The organism is Streptomyces racemochromogenes (assembly GCF_044129415.1).
Classification (GTDB): domain Bacteria; phylum Actinomycetota; class Actinomycetes; order Streptomycetales; family Streptomycetaceae; genus Streptomyces; species Streptomyces racemochromogenes_A.
This window is the reverse complement of sequence record NZ_JBBDHD010000095.1, coordinates 14,905-27,097: the sequence shown is the minus strand read 5'-3', so window position 1 is coordinate 27,097 and position 12,193 is coordinate 14,905. Positions and strand designations below refer to the sequence as shown.

The following is a 12,193-nucleotide window of genomic DNA, read 5'->3' as shown; positions in this document are numbered from 1 at the left end:
CCATCGCGCAGCGACGCGACGAAGGAGCGCCCTTGACAGGCCGGCCCGAACCGGAAGGACAGTGGGACTGACGGGAAGCCCCCAGCCCTTCTCCGAGACCGTCCGAGGGGGTCAGGCCAGGTCGTCCCGTCCGAGCCAGGCAGGGCGCTCCGGGATGTCGACCTCGTGCCGCGCGGCCGGTGGTTGCGGGGGCCTCGGGGGCTTGGGTGAACGGGGGCTCGGGGGCTGCCACCGCTCCACGGGCTCCGGCTTGGGTTCCGGCGGTGGGGGCGGGGGCGGGGCGCTGTCTTCGAGTAGCTCGGCGATCCTGAACCGGTAGTGCCAGGCACGTGCGAGGCGGCCCTCGACGAGCAGCATGAAACCGTCGCCGTCGCCGTAGAGCCGCCGTCGTGTCACCTTGCTGAAGAGCGCGGGGTCGAACCGGTCCGCCCGTTCACGGAGGGCGGCCTGAGCCTCTTCCCTGGTCCCCTCCACGTGGCCCAGGACGCTGAGCGACCAGGCCAACCCGTGCCCCCTGGCGATGTTCTGCTCCATGAGGAGCGCCCAGGTCGGCACTACGCCTGCCCGGCCGCCCAGTTGGTGAAGCCGGCCCAGGCCGTGGGGTCCAGGGTGAGGGTGGGGCCGAGGTTCTTGGAGTCCCGGACGCGGACGGCGTGGGGGCACCCCGCCACCTCGACGCAGTCACCGCCATTGGGGCTGCTGTAGCTCGACTTGATCCAGTCGTAGGCCACTTCGGCGCACTGGCCACCCGCATCGCTGCTGTAGCTGGACTTCAACCACCGTCGGGCGCCACTCATTGACTCACTCCCGCCAACTCCTGAATCAGGCTCAATGATTCGTCCGGGCTCAGGGCCTGCGCACGGATTCTTGCATGTCGCTGAAAGTACATGCTTACCTTTCCAGGGTCGCTGATCAGCAGGCTCTCGTCCTGGACCTCCAGGTAGACGAGCCGCTTATGTGCCACCGTTTCGACCAATTTCAGCGGACCGTAGAGCCCAGCGCTATCGGTTCGTGGCGCAGGTTTCAGTGGCAGGACCTGGATCGTGACGCTCCTTCGCTCGGCGTGGAACAGCAGGCATCGCAGCTGGTCACGCATCGTCTGCTCGCTGCCGACCTGGCGCCGCAGGACGTCCTCCGCGACGATCAGCTCAATCAGCGGCACTGGGTCACGGTCGAAGAGCACCTTGCGTGCCATGCGCCCCTCGACCAGCTCACGCACCCGCTCGTTCGAAACCGGAGGGAAGCCGCCCTCGATCAGGGCAGTCGCGTACTCCTCGGTCTGGAACAAACCGTCAATCACGAGCGGTTGATACGACGAAATCGTCAGCGCCGTCGGCTCGATTCCCGCGAAGTCCTGGAACAGGTCCGGGTACTTGTCCCTCGATACCCACTCCCGCGCCGCCTCGAAGACCCCCAGCCCCTCGCCGATCTCCGCCTCCAACCCGATCAGCATGGCGTCGCTCGCCGGCTGCGCGCCCGTCTCGACCGCGCTGATCGCCGCAGCGGAGTAGCCGAGACGCCTACCCAGCTCCTTCTGGGTCAGATTTGCCTTCTCCCTGAGGACACGGGCCAGATGGGCCACCAGACGGGTCGCACCGCCCGCCCTCTCCTTGTTGGCTGCCTTCGCCATGGAGCACACCCCCACTCAACCGGACTCAACCGACCTCAACCAGCACCGGCCGAATTCCTACCGTTACGAGCCCTCGACTCAGCGTTATGGAAAACGGTAGGGCTGAGCCATCACCCTGGGCGCATGAACACCGAAAGCGACACCCCCACCTGGCTCCCGCCCGCCGGTATCGCGTTCCGCAAGGCCGGCGTGCAGTTTGACGCCCTACGTGTGGACGGTGACATGGGACGGGACCTCGCCGATCTGCTCGTCACGCTCACGGGCGGTGACCCCGGGCCCATCGTCGTGCAGGCCAACGGGCGCCGGCCGGTCTACTTCCTGATCCCGGTCGGCAGTGCCCAGTACCGGATGTGGCCGCCCGGGTTCCGGCGGCTCACGGCCGGGCCGCACCGGACGACGTACATCCCCGTCCCCGCCCTCGACGGGGCCTGGCCCCTGACCTGGCGGTGTCCGCCCCGGGCCGAGGACCGGTTCGTGCACGCGCTGCTGCTGCACCGCGCGGCCGGGCTCTACCAGGCCAGCTGCGAGATCTCCTCCGCCACCACCGCGCAGGCGTCCGCCGCCGGGTCGATCAGCGGGAAGTGACCGACCCCCTCGACCAGGGTCAGACCGACCATCTCCCCCGCCTTCGCCGCCGCGGCCACGTACGACTCCGCCACCGCCGGCGGGACCACGATGTCCTCCCGCCCCTGGACGACCGTCGTCGCGATGCCCGTCGGCAGCAGCGAGGCGGGGTCCGCCGAGGGGCGGCGGGCGTCCCAGTGGGCCGGGCCGCCCAGCAGCTGGGCACAGGCCCCGCCGCACACGCCGAGCTTCTCCGCGACCTCGAAGTCCGCGATGGGGGCCAGCGCCACCACGCCGCGCAGCTGCGGCGGGGAAGGCAGCCGCCACGGGGAGCCGGACGGCAGGACGTGCCGGGCGGCGGCCCACAGCGCGAGGTGCCCGCCCGCGGAGTGGCCCGTGACCACGGTCCGGCGGGGGTCGGCGGACGGCAGGGCCTCGCCGAGCAGACCCGGCAGGGCGTCCATGGCGGCGGCGACGTCGTCGAAGGTCTCCGGCCAGCGGCCCGCGACCGGAGACCCGGAGCCCTGGTGCGGCAGGGAACTCCCGCGCCGGTACTCGACGTTGGCGACGGCGAAACCCCGCCGGGCCAGGAAGTCCGCGAACGGGGTGACGTGCAGGCGGTCGTACGGGGCGCGCCAGGCGCCTCCGTGCAGGACGACGACGAGCGGGGCCGGGCCGCAGGAGTCCCCGCGCGGGGCGTAGAAGTCGATGACCTGGTCGGGGTGTTCCCCGTACGCCGCGCTCGCGTCCGGTGCGACCGGGGGGTGCGCGAAGGCCGCGTCGGCCTCGGCGGCGTCCCGTTCGACTGCGGGGTCCGTCATCGGCTCGACCTCTCGGTAACGCGTGTGACAGCGGGGACAGATGTTCCGGTGTTTCCGGCAGAGCGGGACCGTATCAGGCTGTCACACACCCCTCGCCGTCGGGACGAGTCCGCACGGGGGCGGACGGAGCCACAGCCCCGTCCGCCCCGTGGAGTGACGTTTCGCTACCGCGTCACCCGAAAATGTGACCCAGCGTGCGCGCCGCGCGCTCGGCGTCGGCGAATCCGACGTAGAGCGGGGTGAACCCGAAGCGCAGGACGTCGGGGGCGCGGAAGTCGCCCACGATGCCGCGGGAGATGAGCTCCGCCATCACCTCGCGGGCGCCCGCCGTGCGCAGGGAGACCTGGCTGCCGCGGTGGGCGTGCTCCTCCGGGGTGACCACCTCGACCAGGCCCGGCGGGACGTACGCCGCCACGCAGTCGAGGAAGAAGTCGGTCAGGGCGAGGGACTTCGCGCGGACCGCCTCGACGTCCACGCCCTCCCAGGCGTCGAGGGAGGCCTCCAGGGCCAGCATGGACAGGATGTCCGGGGTCCCGACGCGCACCCGGGCGGCGCCCTGGGCGGGCGTGTACTCCGGGGTCATCGCGAAGGGCTCGGCGTGGCTGTTCCAGCCGGGCAGCGGGGAGTCGAAGGCGGCCTGGTGGCGCTGGGCCACGTACAGGTACGCCGGGGAGCCGGGGCCGCCGTTGAGGTACTTGTACGTGCAGCCGACCGCGAGGTCGACGGCGTGGGCGTCCAGGCCGACGGGGAGGGCTCCGGCGCTGTGGCAGAGGTCCCAGACGATCAGCGCGCCCGCCGCGTGGGCGGCCGCGGTGAGGGCGGGCAGGTCGTGCAGCCGGCCGGTGCGGTAGTCGACGTGGTTGAGCAGGACCACGGCCGTGTCGGAGCCGAAGGCCTCCGCCGCGTCGGAAGGGTCGACGGGGACCGGTTCCAGTCCGGTCATCCGGGCGGCGGAGGCGGCGATGTAGCCGTCGGTGGGGAAGGTCGTGGCGTCGACGAGCATCCGGGTCCGGCCGGGCGCGGCCAGGCGGGCCGCGCCGACGAGGGCCTTGAAGAGGTTGACGCTGGTGGAGTCGCCGACGGTGACCTGCCCGGGGGCGGCGCCGACGAGCGGGGCGATGCGGTCGCCGATCCGCTCGGGCGCGGTCCACCAGCCGCTCTCGTCCCAGGAGCGGATGAGCAGCTCGCCCCACTGGCGGTGGACCACGTCGGCCACCGCACCGGGGACCCCGGCCGGCAGGGCGCCGAGGGAGTTGCCGTCGAGGTAGACGAGGCCGTCGGGGAGGGTGAAGCGCTCGCGCAGCTTGCCGAGGGGGTCCTCGGCGTCGAGGCGGGCGGCGCGGGCCTGGAGGTCCCGGAGTATCGCGTCAGACATGGCTGCGGGCCGTCCAGAGCTCGGGGAAGACGTTCTTGGAGGCGCGCTTCTCCAGCCAGGTCACCCCGGCGGAGCCGCCCGTGCCGGTCTTGGCGCCCATCGCCCGGCGGGTGGCGACCAGGTGGTCGTTGCGCCAGCGCCACACCAGCTCGGCCACGTCGGTGAGGACCTCGCCGAGGCGGTGCAGGTCGGCGTGGGTGCCGGTGGGGTCGGCGTAGAGCTCCGTCCAGACGGCCTCCACCTCGGCGGAGGGCTCGTAGCGCCGGGAGAGGTCGCGGTCCAGGACCGACTGCGGGACGGGCAGGCCGCGGCGGGCGAGCAGGCGCAGGGTCTCGTCGTAGAGCCCGGGCTCGTGGAGGGCCTTCTCCAGCTCGGCGTGGACGCGGGGGGCGCCGCGGTGCGGGACCAGCATGGACGCGGACTTCTCGCCGAGGAGGAACTCCATCCGGCGGTACATCGCGGACTGGAAACCGGAACCCTCGCCGAGGGCGCCGCGGTAGGCGTTGAACTGCGCGGGGGTGAGCTGCGCCAGCGGCCGCCAGGAGTGGTTGAGCGCCTCCAGCTCCCTGAGGGATCGTTTCAGCGCGTCCATCGCGACCGGGATGTCGTCCTCGCGCAGGGCGCGCGCGGCGGTCTCCCACTCGTGGACGATCACGGTGAACCACAGCTCCATGACCTGGGTCGTGACCAGGAAGACCATCTCGCCCGGGTCGTCCGAGCGCAGGTGCTGGAGGTGGGTGAGGACGTCCGCCTGGACGTAGTCCTCGTAGGGGGTGGTGCCGTCGAAGTCGAGGTTCGGGGTGTCCGAACCGGCTCCGGAGGCATCAAGGGCGTGCGACATCGCTGTCTCCTCGACACGTGCTTCCGGGTAGCGGTCCGCTCCTTCCGATTGGGATAAGTGGAGCCCCGGTCCCCTGCATCGCATCATAAACAGGAGATCCGGGGCGCCTCTAGGGCAATCGGCCCGGGCGTTACGCGAGCGTGTCCGCCGCGGTCGGGGAGGAGTCGCGCAGGAAGGTCGAGCAGCGCTCGTACTCGTCCTTCTCGCCAATGGCGCCGGCGGCGCGGGCCAGGGCGTGCAGGGCCCGCAGGAAGCCGCGGTTCGGCTCGTGCTCCCACGGCACCGGGCCGTGGCCCTTCCAGCCGGCGCGGCGCAGCGCGTCCAGGCCGCGGTGGTAGCCGGTACGGGCGTACGCGTACGACTCGACGGTCCGGCCGGCGGCGAAGGCCTCGTCGGCGAGGGCGGCCCAGGCCAGGGAGGAGGTCGGGTGGGCGGCGGCCACCTCGGCGGGGGCGGTGCCGGCGGCGAGGGCCTCGCGGGGCGCGGGCTCGTCGGGCAGGTGGGTGGGGGCGGGGCCCCCGAGCAGGTTCTGGTGAATCGACATGGGATCAGTGTGTCCGACGCGTCCCGTCGACCGGACGGTCACACCCCGGTCCGCGTCTCCGCCGGCCGGGTGCCGGAGGGGTCCGCCCTCGGGGTGGCGGGGGCCGGGCGGGCCGGTGCCGCCGGGTGGCGGGGGGCCGGGGGAGCCGCCGCGGGGCGGGTCGCGGCGAGTTCCCGGCGCAGGGCCGGGACGATGTGCTCGCCCAGGATGTCGATCTGCTCCAGCGCCGTCCGGAGCGGGATCCCGGCGTGGTCGACGGCGAAGAGCTGGCGCTGGTAGTGGCCGTAGGCCTCGCGGAAGCCGAGGATCTTCTCGATGGCCTCGGCCGGGCTGCCCACGGTCAGCGGGGTCCGGGCCGTGCACTCCTCCAGGGACCAGTGCCCCCCGTACGCCGGGGAGCGGCCGAAATAGGGGCGGAACTCGCTCAGTGCGTCCTGCGACCGGGCCCGTACGAACAGCTGCCCGCCGACGCCGACGATGGCCTGTTCGGGGGTGCCGTGGCCGTGCTCGGCGTACCGGGTGCGGTAGAGCTCGACCAGGCGGGCGTAGTGCTCCACCGGGGCGAGGAGGTTGCCGGCGAAGAAGCCGTCGCCGTAGTGGGCGGCCAGCTCGGCGGCCTGCGGGGAGCGCACCGAGGCGTGCCACACGAACGGCGGTACGCCGTCCAGCGGGCGGGGCGTGGAGGTGAAGCCGTCCAGGCGGGCCCGGGAGCGGCCCCGCCAGTCGACGTCGGTCTCGCGCCAGAGGCGGTGCAGCAGGGCGTAGTTCTCACGGGCCAGGGCCGGGGCCTCGCGGAGGTCCTGGCCGAACCAGGGGTAGGCGTCGGGGGTGTCGCCCCGGCCGGTGATCAGGTCGAGCCGGCCGCCCGCCAGGTGCTGGAGCAGCGCGTACTCCTCGGCGACGCGCACCGGGTCGTTGGTGGTGATCAGGGTGGTGGCGGTGGAGAGGACCAGCCGCCGGGTGCGGGCGGCCACGTACGCGAGCAGGGTGGCCGGGGAGGAGCAGACGTAGGGCGGATTGTGGTGCTCGCCGGTGGCGAAGACGTCGAGGCCGGCCTCCTCCGCGCGGACGGCGAGGGCGGTCATGGCCCGGATGCGCTCGTGTTCGGTCGGCATCCGGCCGGCCCGGGGGTCGGGGGCCAGCTGGCCGACCGAGAAGATGCCGAACTGCACGCCCTGCTCCCGCCTTCGTGACGCCTCCCGTGCCGGCGCCGCGGGTCCCGACCGTGCCCGATCTGCGGTGGTCCGGCCAGGTCCGGGCCGACAGTCCGTCAAGTCTCCGGGGTGGTGGGGACCCCACCACCTCCGGGCCGAGCGCGGTGACCGGCACACCTCCCCCCGCAGGGGTTCCCCGACGGACGGTAGAGGGGCAGTGGACGCACGCCGAGGGGGCATGTCGTGGAAGCGGTCATGAGCAGCAGCACCATCAGCATCACGGGGACGGGGGTGTCCGCGGGGGCGGGTACGGGGGAGGGTACGGGGGCACCGGCGGGGGGCGGGACGGAGCGGCCGGACCCGGCCCGGGAGGCGGCCGACGACCTGTGCGCCGCCGTCCTCACCTCCCTGCGCCGCAAGGACCAGCGGGAGAAGGGCCGCCAGTACGTGCAGGGCCTGCTCGCCCTGACCGGCCGCAAGTCGATGCGCGGGATCGCGGGCCAGGTCGGCGGCGGGGCGGCCGAGCAGAGCATGCACCACTTCATCTCGGGCTCCACCTGGGACTGGCAGCCGATCCGCGCCAACCTCTCCCGTTTCCTGGAGGCGGCCAGTCCGCTGACGGCGTGGGTGGCGCAGCCGATGGCCATCCCCAAGGGCGGGGAGCACTCGGTGGGCGTGGCGAACCGTTTCGACCCGCACCAGGGGCAGATGTTCCGGGGGCAGCAGGCGTTCGGGATCTGGTTCGCCTCGGCCGCGCTGGCCTCCCCGGTGGGCTGGGAGATGTTCCTGCCGGAGGCGGAGACGAGCGCGGGGGCGGCCGCGGGGGCGGCGGTGGCGGGGCTCGCCGAGGAGCACGCCGCGCGGGCCGCGTACGAGGAGGCAGCCGCGGCCGCGGTGATCTCCACGGTGCGGCGCGGCGGGAGCCCGGTGCGGCCGGTGGTGCTCGACATCCGGGGCATCGGAACGCGCTCCACGATGAACCGCTTCGCCGAGGCGGGCCTGCCCGTCATCGCCCGGATCGCCCCGTCCACCCCGGTGCTCGTCACCGATCCGGCGCTGCCCGGGCACGGCGCGGGGGCTCGCTGCGCGCGGGACGTGCTGCAGTCGGTGAAGGGGCTGAGCACTCCGGTGGAGTGGAGCGAACCGGATCCGGCGGCCGGGGGCGCCCGGCACCGCAGCACCCTCGCGGTCGCGGTGCGGGTGATGATGCCCGACCCCTCGCCGGCCCGCCGCCGCCACCTGCTGCTGGTCGGCGAGTGGACGGACCCGCGCCGCCCGCCGTCGCAGCTGTGGGTCACGGACCTGGTGCGGCTGCCGGTGGGCCCGCTGCTGCGGCTGACGAAGCAGGGCCGGCGGGTGGCGTTCGCCGCCGAGCACAGCGGGCAGGAGGCGGGCCTGCGCGACTTCGCGGGGCGGGCGCTGCCGGGCTGGCACCGGCACGTGACGCTGGCCTCGGTGGCGCACGCCGCCCGGGCCCTGACGGCGCGGCGGGGCTAGGGAGCGTCGTACGGGGTGGGGTAGGGGGGAGGGGACGAGCGGTCGGCGGCGGTGCGGCGGTCGTGCAGGACGGTGCGGGTCCTGCGCAGCCGCAGCGCCATCTGGATCTCCAGCGCCCGGCCGGGCTTCTGCCAGTCGGGGCCGAGGAGTTCGGCGATGCGCTCCAGGCGGCGGGAGACGGTGTTGGGGTGGACGTGCAGGGCCTCGGCGGCGTGGGTGGGGCTGGCGCCGGAGGCGAAGTACGCCTCCAGCGTGCGGGTCAGTTCGGTCGGCCGGTCGGTGTCGTACTCCAGGACGGGGCCGATGGTGCCCTCGATGTACGCCTCCACGTCGTGGTCGGCGGACAGGAGCAGGCCGAGGAAGCCCAGTTCGCGCAGGGAGGCGGTACCGCCCACCCCGCCCAGGGCGGTCAGCGCGTCGAGGCAGCGCACGGCCTCGGCGTAGACGCGGGCCACCTCGCCGGGGCCGCCGCTGGGTCCGGCGGCGCCCGTGGACACGGCGTGGCCCAGCAGCGGGGACAGCTCGCCGGAGGCCCGGTGGGCGGCGGCGGAGGCGTCGGTGCCGGGCAGGACGAGGACGAGGCAGCCCCGCCGGACTCCCTTGAGGCCGCCCATCCGGTAGGCGTACGACGTGGCCCAGGCGACGGCCTTGCCGAGTTCGCCGCCCTCGGGCCGGGCGACGACCACCACGTGCGGGCGGTCGAGGTCGATGCCGAGCCGGCGGGTGCGCTCCAGCAGGTGCAGGTCGACGGAGTGCGGCCGGTCGAGGAGGTCGGCGAGGAGTTCGTCGTGGACGGGTCCCTCGGCGGCGGCGGTGCCCCGCTGGATGAGCATCAGGCAGGCCACGGACTGGGCGGCCAGCTGGAGCAGCCGGACGTCCTCGTCGGCGAGCGGGGCGGAGGCGCTCAGCAGCAGCACCCCGAGGTCCTCGGCGCCGGCGAGGACGGGGGCCAGCCACAGGTCGCCGGGGAGGCGGACGGGCCGCCGGTCGGTGAGCGCCTGGAGGGCGCCCTTGGTGACGGCCTCCTCGTCCAGGCCGGGCAGTTCCCCGGTGGCCGTCAGCGGGCGGCCGCCCGGGTCGCGCACCTGGAGCACGCCGTCCAGCGCGTCGGCGGTGGCCCGGGCGAGGGTGGGCAGGCCGGCGCCGTCCAGGACGAGTCCGGCGAGGCGGGCGTGGCATTCCCACAGGTAGCGGACGCGGGTGAGGGCGGTGTTGGTGCGCGAGCCGAAGGCCTCCAGCTCGGTGACCTGGTCGCGGGTCTGCTCCAGCAGCCGGGCCTTCTCGATGGCGACGGCGGCCAGGTCGGCGAGGGAGAGCATGATGCCGATCTCGTCCGGGCTGAACTGCCGTACGGCACGGTCGGAGCCGTACAGGGCGCCGAGCGTGGAGTCCCCGCGGCGCAGCGGTACGGCGATGATCGCGTGGAGGCCCTCCGCCTGGACGACGGCGTCGATGCCGGGGGCGTGCGCGATGGTGGGGTCGGCGAGGTAGTCGGCCGTCCACACCGGGGAGCGGCGGGCCTGGGCGATGCTGCCGAGGCCGCGGCCGGTGCCGAGTTCCAGGCCGACGTTCAGGGCGGTGGTCTCGCCCTCGGAGGTGCGGACGTAGGCCGAGCCGTCGGGGCGGCTGAGGGAGAGCCAGGCCATGTCGAAGCCGAGGAGGCGGCGGGCGCGGCGGGTGATCAGGCGGAGCAGGCCGTCGATGTCGTACGGGGAGGTGAGGTCGTGCGCGGTGTCGACGAGCGCGGTGAGGGCGGCTTCGCGCTGCCGGCTGCGGCTCGCGCGGGCCTGTACGCAGCGGGCCAGTTCCAGGGCGCGCGTGAGCCCGTCGAGGGCGGCGTCGTCGGCGCCGGCCGCCCGCGCCTCGGTGAGCAGCGCCTGGTACCGGCCCGGCGGGGCGTCCTCCGCGAGCAGTTCCAGTACGGCCAGTGCGCCCGCGTCGTCCCCGCGCATTCTGCCGACCCCCTCCGACCAGCTGTTTTCCCCCGCGTCCCGTCCCGAACCTAGGTTCCGGGCGGCGAAGGGTCAAGCAGGGCTCAAGGGTGGGCCGTTCAGCGGCGGACGGCGCCGGCCAGGCTCAGTCCGGGGGCGGGGAGAGCCGCGCGCAGGGCGGCGACGCGGGCTTCGGCACGGTGCAGGGCCGTCAGGTAGGCGCCGTCGGGGCGCTGCCCGCCCGCGCCGCGCAGGCCCGCGAGTTCCAGCAGGAGTTCGCGGTGGCGGCCGAGGGCGAGTTCGGCCTCGACCCACTGGCCGAGGACGGAGAGCCGGTCGGCGTCGAGGGAGGCGGTGCGGCCGCGGAGCCAGGTTCCGGCGTCGATGCCGTCCAGGGCGGGGCCGGTCCACAGGTCGAGGGCGCGGCGCAGCCGCGCGGAGGCCTGCGCGAAGTCCCCGCGGCCCATGGCCCGGTAGCCGGCGCCGGCCTCGCGTTCGAACTCGCGGACGTCGCAGCGGCCGCCCCCGGTGTCGAGGAGGTATCCGCCGGGCCGGGTGCGCAGGACGGTCTCGGGGGTACGGACCGAGCCGGCCCCGAGCGCCTCGGCGAACCGCTCGCGCAGGCGGCGTACGGCGGTGTGCAGGGCGGCGCGGGCGTGTTCGGGCGGGGTGTGGCGGCTGAGTTCGTCGGCGAGCACGGAGACCGGGACGAGACGGTCGGGGCAGGCCGCCAGGGCCGCCAGGACGTGCCGGGACTCCGGTGTGGAGGGGGTGATGGGAACACCGTTCTCGATGACCCGTGGTGCGCCGAGTACCTCAATGTCCACAGTGTTCTCCCTGGGCAGGCGAGCAAAAAAATAATACCCGGAAGGATCTTTTTGGGAAGGGGGAGGAACGGGCGGCCGGGGCGGGTCAGACGGCCGGACCGCCGGGCCCGTCGCCCTCGCACCCGTCGTCGGCCGGGGGCACCCCGTCCGCGCAGCCGACCCGGCAGGGGTGCACCCCGTGCGGCCCGTACAGCGCCCGCGCCCCGCGCCCGGGGGCGCTGTCCAGCCGGATGGCCACGGCGGGGACCACCACGTTCGGCATCACGTGCGTGTAGAGCTCGGCGACCTGGGCGTCCAGGTCGAGCCCGAGGGTGTGGGACATGGTGTTCAGCCCCGCGTACGCGCCGACGATCAGCCGGGCGGGGACGACGGGATCCACCCCCGGCAGCAGTTCCCCGCGCGCCCGGGCCTCGGACAGCACGCCGGCGCCGAGCTCGATCCAGGTCTCGTACGGGGTCACCCGGTCGAGGTGCGGGCCCGTCTGGTCCAGGGTCAGCCGGGCGCTCGCCCGGATCAGCACCTCGTGCCGCATCTGGTGCGAGAACACCATGCCGATGTCGATGAACTCCTGCGCCTTGTACTGCTGCGGGAGGGCCTGCGGCTGCCCCTGGTTCTGGGCGTCTATGACGGACTGCGCCAGGCCCTCCTTCGACTCGAAGTGGAAGTAGAGGGCGCCCTTGGTGACCTTCGCGATGTTGACGATGTCCGAGAGCTTGGCCGCGTCGTAGCCGTACTCCTCGAAGACCACGGCGGCCGCGTCCAGGATGGCGCGGCGGGTGCGCACCGCCCGGTCCTGCTTCACCTGGGGTCGCTCTGTCCTCATATGTGGCGTCGCCTCTCCTGGCCCGCCGGCTTTACATTCCCACGGGTACGTTTTTAGCTCCGGGTAGATTCCACACCATCACCCGGCGGACGTCCACCGGGGTTCGTCACCTCCCGCGCACGACAAAGGGGTCCGCCCTTCCGGTGACGGACGGGCGGACCCCTCTGCGGGGCCCGGGGCGCTGGG

13 protein-coding genes are annotated in these 12,193 nt (G+C 73.9%); 2 read left to right on the top strand and 11 right to left on the bottom strand.

Features of this window, described 5'->3' with window-relative positions; all coding sequences use genetic code 11:
* Nucleotides 1–111: 111 nt before the first annotated feature.
* The 3 genes from WDV06_RS27525 to WDV06_RS27515 are packed head-to-tail and all read right to left on the bottom strand — an operon-like array spanning nt 112 to nt 1,630.
* Nucleotides 112–534, bottom strand: a complete 423-nt coding sequence (locus WDV06_RS27525) for a hypothetical protein (RefSeq protein ID WP_395512489.1) — start codon at nt 532–534, stop codon at nt 112–114.
* Between the two features lie 20 nt (nt 535–554).
* Nucleotides 555–797, bottom strand: a complete 243-nt coding sequence (locus WDV06_RS27520) for a DUF397 domain-containing protein (RefSeq protein WP_395512488.1) — start codon at nt 795–797, stop codon at nt 555–557.
* Nucleotides 794–1,630, bottom strand: coding sequence for a helix-turn-helix domain-containing protein (locus WDV06_RS27515; RefSeq protein WP_395512487.1), 837 nt, complete (start codon nt 1,628–1,630; stop codon nt 794–796). Before WDV06_RS27515 ends, WDV06_RS27520 begins: the two co-directional genes overlap by 4 nt.
* 123 nt (nt 1,631–1,753) lie before the next feature.
* On the opposite strand from WDV06_RS27515, the gene WDV06_RS27510 reads away from it, so the two are divergent.
* Nucleotides 1,754–2,215: a hypothetical protein gene (locus WDV06_RS27510; protein ID WP_395512486.1), complete on the top strand. Its 462-nt coding sequence runs from the start codon at nt 1,754–1,756 to the stop codon at nt 2,213–2,215.
* Here WDV06_RS27510 and WDV06_RS27505 read toward each other — a convergent pair.
* From WDV06_RS27505 to WDV06_RS27485, 5 genes are all read right to left on the bottom strand, one after another.
* Nucleotides 2,140–3,015 (bottom strand): alpha/beta hydrolase family protein, encoded by an 876-nt coding sequence (locus WDV06_RS27505; protein ID WP_395512485.1) that lies wholly within the window; start codon nt 3,013–3,015, stop codon nt 2,140–2,142. The two genes, WDV06_RS27510 and WDV06_RS27505, sit on opposite strands and share 76 nt — an antisense overlap.
* Before the next feature lie 172 nt (nt 3,016–3,187).
* Complete coding sequence (kynU, locus tag WDV06_RS27500) at nt 3,188–4,390, bottom strand: kynureninase (RefSeq protein ID WP_395512484.1); 1,203 nt, start codon at nt 4,388–4,390, stop codon at nt 3,188–3,190.
* The gene (locus WDV06_RS27495) at nt 4,383–5,231 is read right to left on the bottom strand and encodes a tryptophan 2,3-dioxygenase family protein (RefSeq protein WP_395512483.1); all 849 of its coding nucleotides are present in this window, start codon (nt 5,229–5,231) and stop codon (nt 4,383–4,385) included. The genes kynU and WDV06_RS27495 overlap by 8 nt, the downstream gene beginning before the upstream one ends.
* 130 nt (nt 5,232–5,361) lie before the next feature.
* The gene (locus WDV06_RS27490) at nt 5,362–5,775 is read right to left on the bottom strand and encodes a DUF3151 domain-containing protein (protein ID WP_366449833.1); all 414 of its coding nucleotides are present in this window, start codon (nt 5,773–5,775) and stop codon (nt 5,362–5,364) included.
* Nucleotides 5,776–5,813: 38 nt separating this feature from the next.
* Complete coding sequence (locus tag WDV06_RS27485) at nt 5,814–6,947, bottom strand: CE1758 family FMN-dependent luciferase-like monooxygenase (RefSeq protein WP_395512482.1); 1,134 nt, start codon at nt 6,945–6,947, stop codon at nt 5,814–5,816.
* 237 nt (nt 6,948–7,184) lie between these two features.
* Between WDV06_RS27485 and WDV06_RS27480 the strand changes: the two genes are divergently transcribed.
* Nucleotides 7,185–8,426, top strand: coding sequence for an IS701 family transposase (locus WDV06_RS27480; RefSeq protein ID WP_395512481.1), 1,242 nt, complete (start codon nt 7,185–7,187; stop codon nt 8,424–8,426).
* Here the strand turns inward: WDV06_RS27480 and WDV06_RS27475 are convergent.
* From WDV06_RS27475 to WDV06_RS27465, 3 genes are all read right to left on the bottom strand, one after another.
* On the bottom strand, nt 8,423–10,378 hold the full coding sequence (locus tag WDV06_RS27475) for a helix-turn-helix domain-containing protein (protein ID WP_395512480.1): 1,956 nt from the start codon (nt 10,376–10,378) through the stop codon (nt 8,423–8,425). The two genes, WDV06_RS27480 and WDV06_RS27475, sit on opposite strands and share 4 nt — an antisense overlap.
* Before the next feature lie 98 nt (nt 10,379–10,476).
* On the bottom strand, nt 10,477–11,184 hold the full coding sequence (locus WDV06_RS27470; RefSeq protein ID WP_395512479.1) for an AfsR/SARP family transcriptional regulator: 708 nt from the start codon (nt 11,182–11,184) through the stop codon (nt 10,477–10,479).
* 85 nt (nt 11,185–11,269) lie between these two features.
* Nucleotides 11,270–12,007 carry a ScbR family autoregulator-binding transcription factor gene (locus WDV06_RS27465; RefSeq protein WP_395512478.1) on the bottom strand — a complete coding sequence of 246 codons (738 nt, stop codon included), beginning with the start codon at nt 12,005–12,007 and terminating at the stop codon, nt 11,270–11,272.
* Between the last annotated feature and the right edge of the window lie 186 nt (nt 12,008–12,193).

Bases quoted from the DNA above. Each gene is read 5' to 3' on its own strand.
- WDV06_RS27525 (WP_395512489.1), bottom strand. From the start codon at position 534: ATGGAGCAGAACATCGCCAGGGGGCACGGGTTGGCCTGGTCGCTCAGC.
- WDV06_RS27520 (WP_395512488.1), bottom strand. From the start codon at position 797: ATGAGTGGCGCCCGACGGTGGTTGAAGTCCAGCTACAGCAGCGATGCG.
- WDV06_RS27515 (WP_395512487.1), bottom strand. From the start codon at position 1,630: ATGGCGAAGGCAGCCAACAAGGAGAGGGCGGGCGGTGCGACCCGTCTG.
- WDV06_RS27510 (WP_395512486.1), top strand. From the start codon at position 1,754: ATGAACACCGAAAGCGACACCCCCACCTGGCTCCCGCCCGCCGGTATC.
- WDV06_RS27505 (WP_395512485.1), bottom strand. From the start codon at position 3,015: ATGACGGACCCCGCAGTCGAACGGGACGCCGCCGAGGCCGACGCGGCC.
- kynU (WP_395512484.1), bottom strand. From the start codon at position 4,390: ATGTCTGACGCGATACTCCGGGACCTCCAGGCCCGCGCCGCCCGCCTC.
- WDV06_RS27495 (WP_395512483.1), bottom strand. From the start codon at position 5,231: ATGTCGCACGCCCTTGATGCCTCCGGAGCCGGTTCGGACACCCCGAAC.
- WDV06_RS27490 (WP_366449833.1), bottom strand. From the start codon at position 5,775: ATGTCGATTCACCAGAACCTGCTCGGGGGCCCCGCCCCCACCCACCTG.
- WDV06_RS27480 (WP_395512481.1), top strand. From the start codon at position 7,185: ATGAGCAGCAGCACCATCAGCATCACGGGGACGGGGGTGTCCGCGGGG.
- WDV06_RS27475 (WP_395512480.1), bottom strand. From the start codon at position 10,378: ATGCGCGGGGACGACGCGGGCGCACTGGCCGTACTGGAACTGCTCGCG.
- WDV06_RS27465 (WP_395512478.1), bottom strand. From the start codon at position 12,007: ATGAGGACAGAGCGACCCCAGGTGAAGCAGGACCGGGCGGTGCGCACC.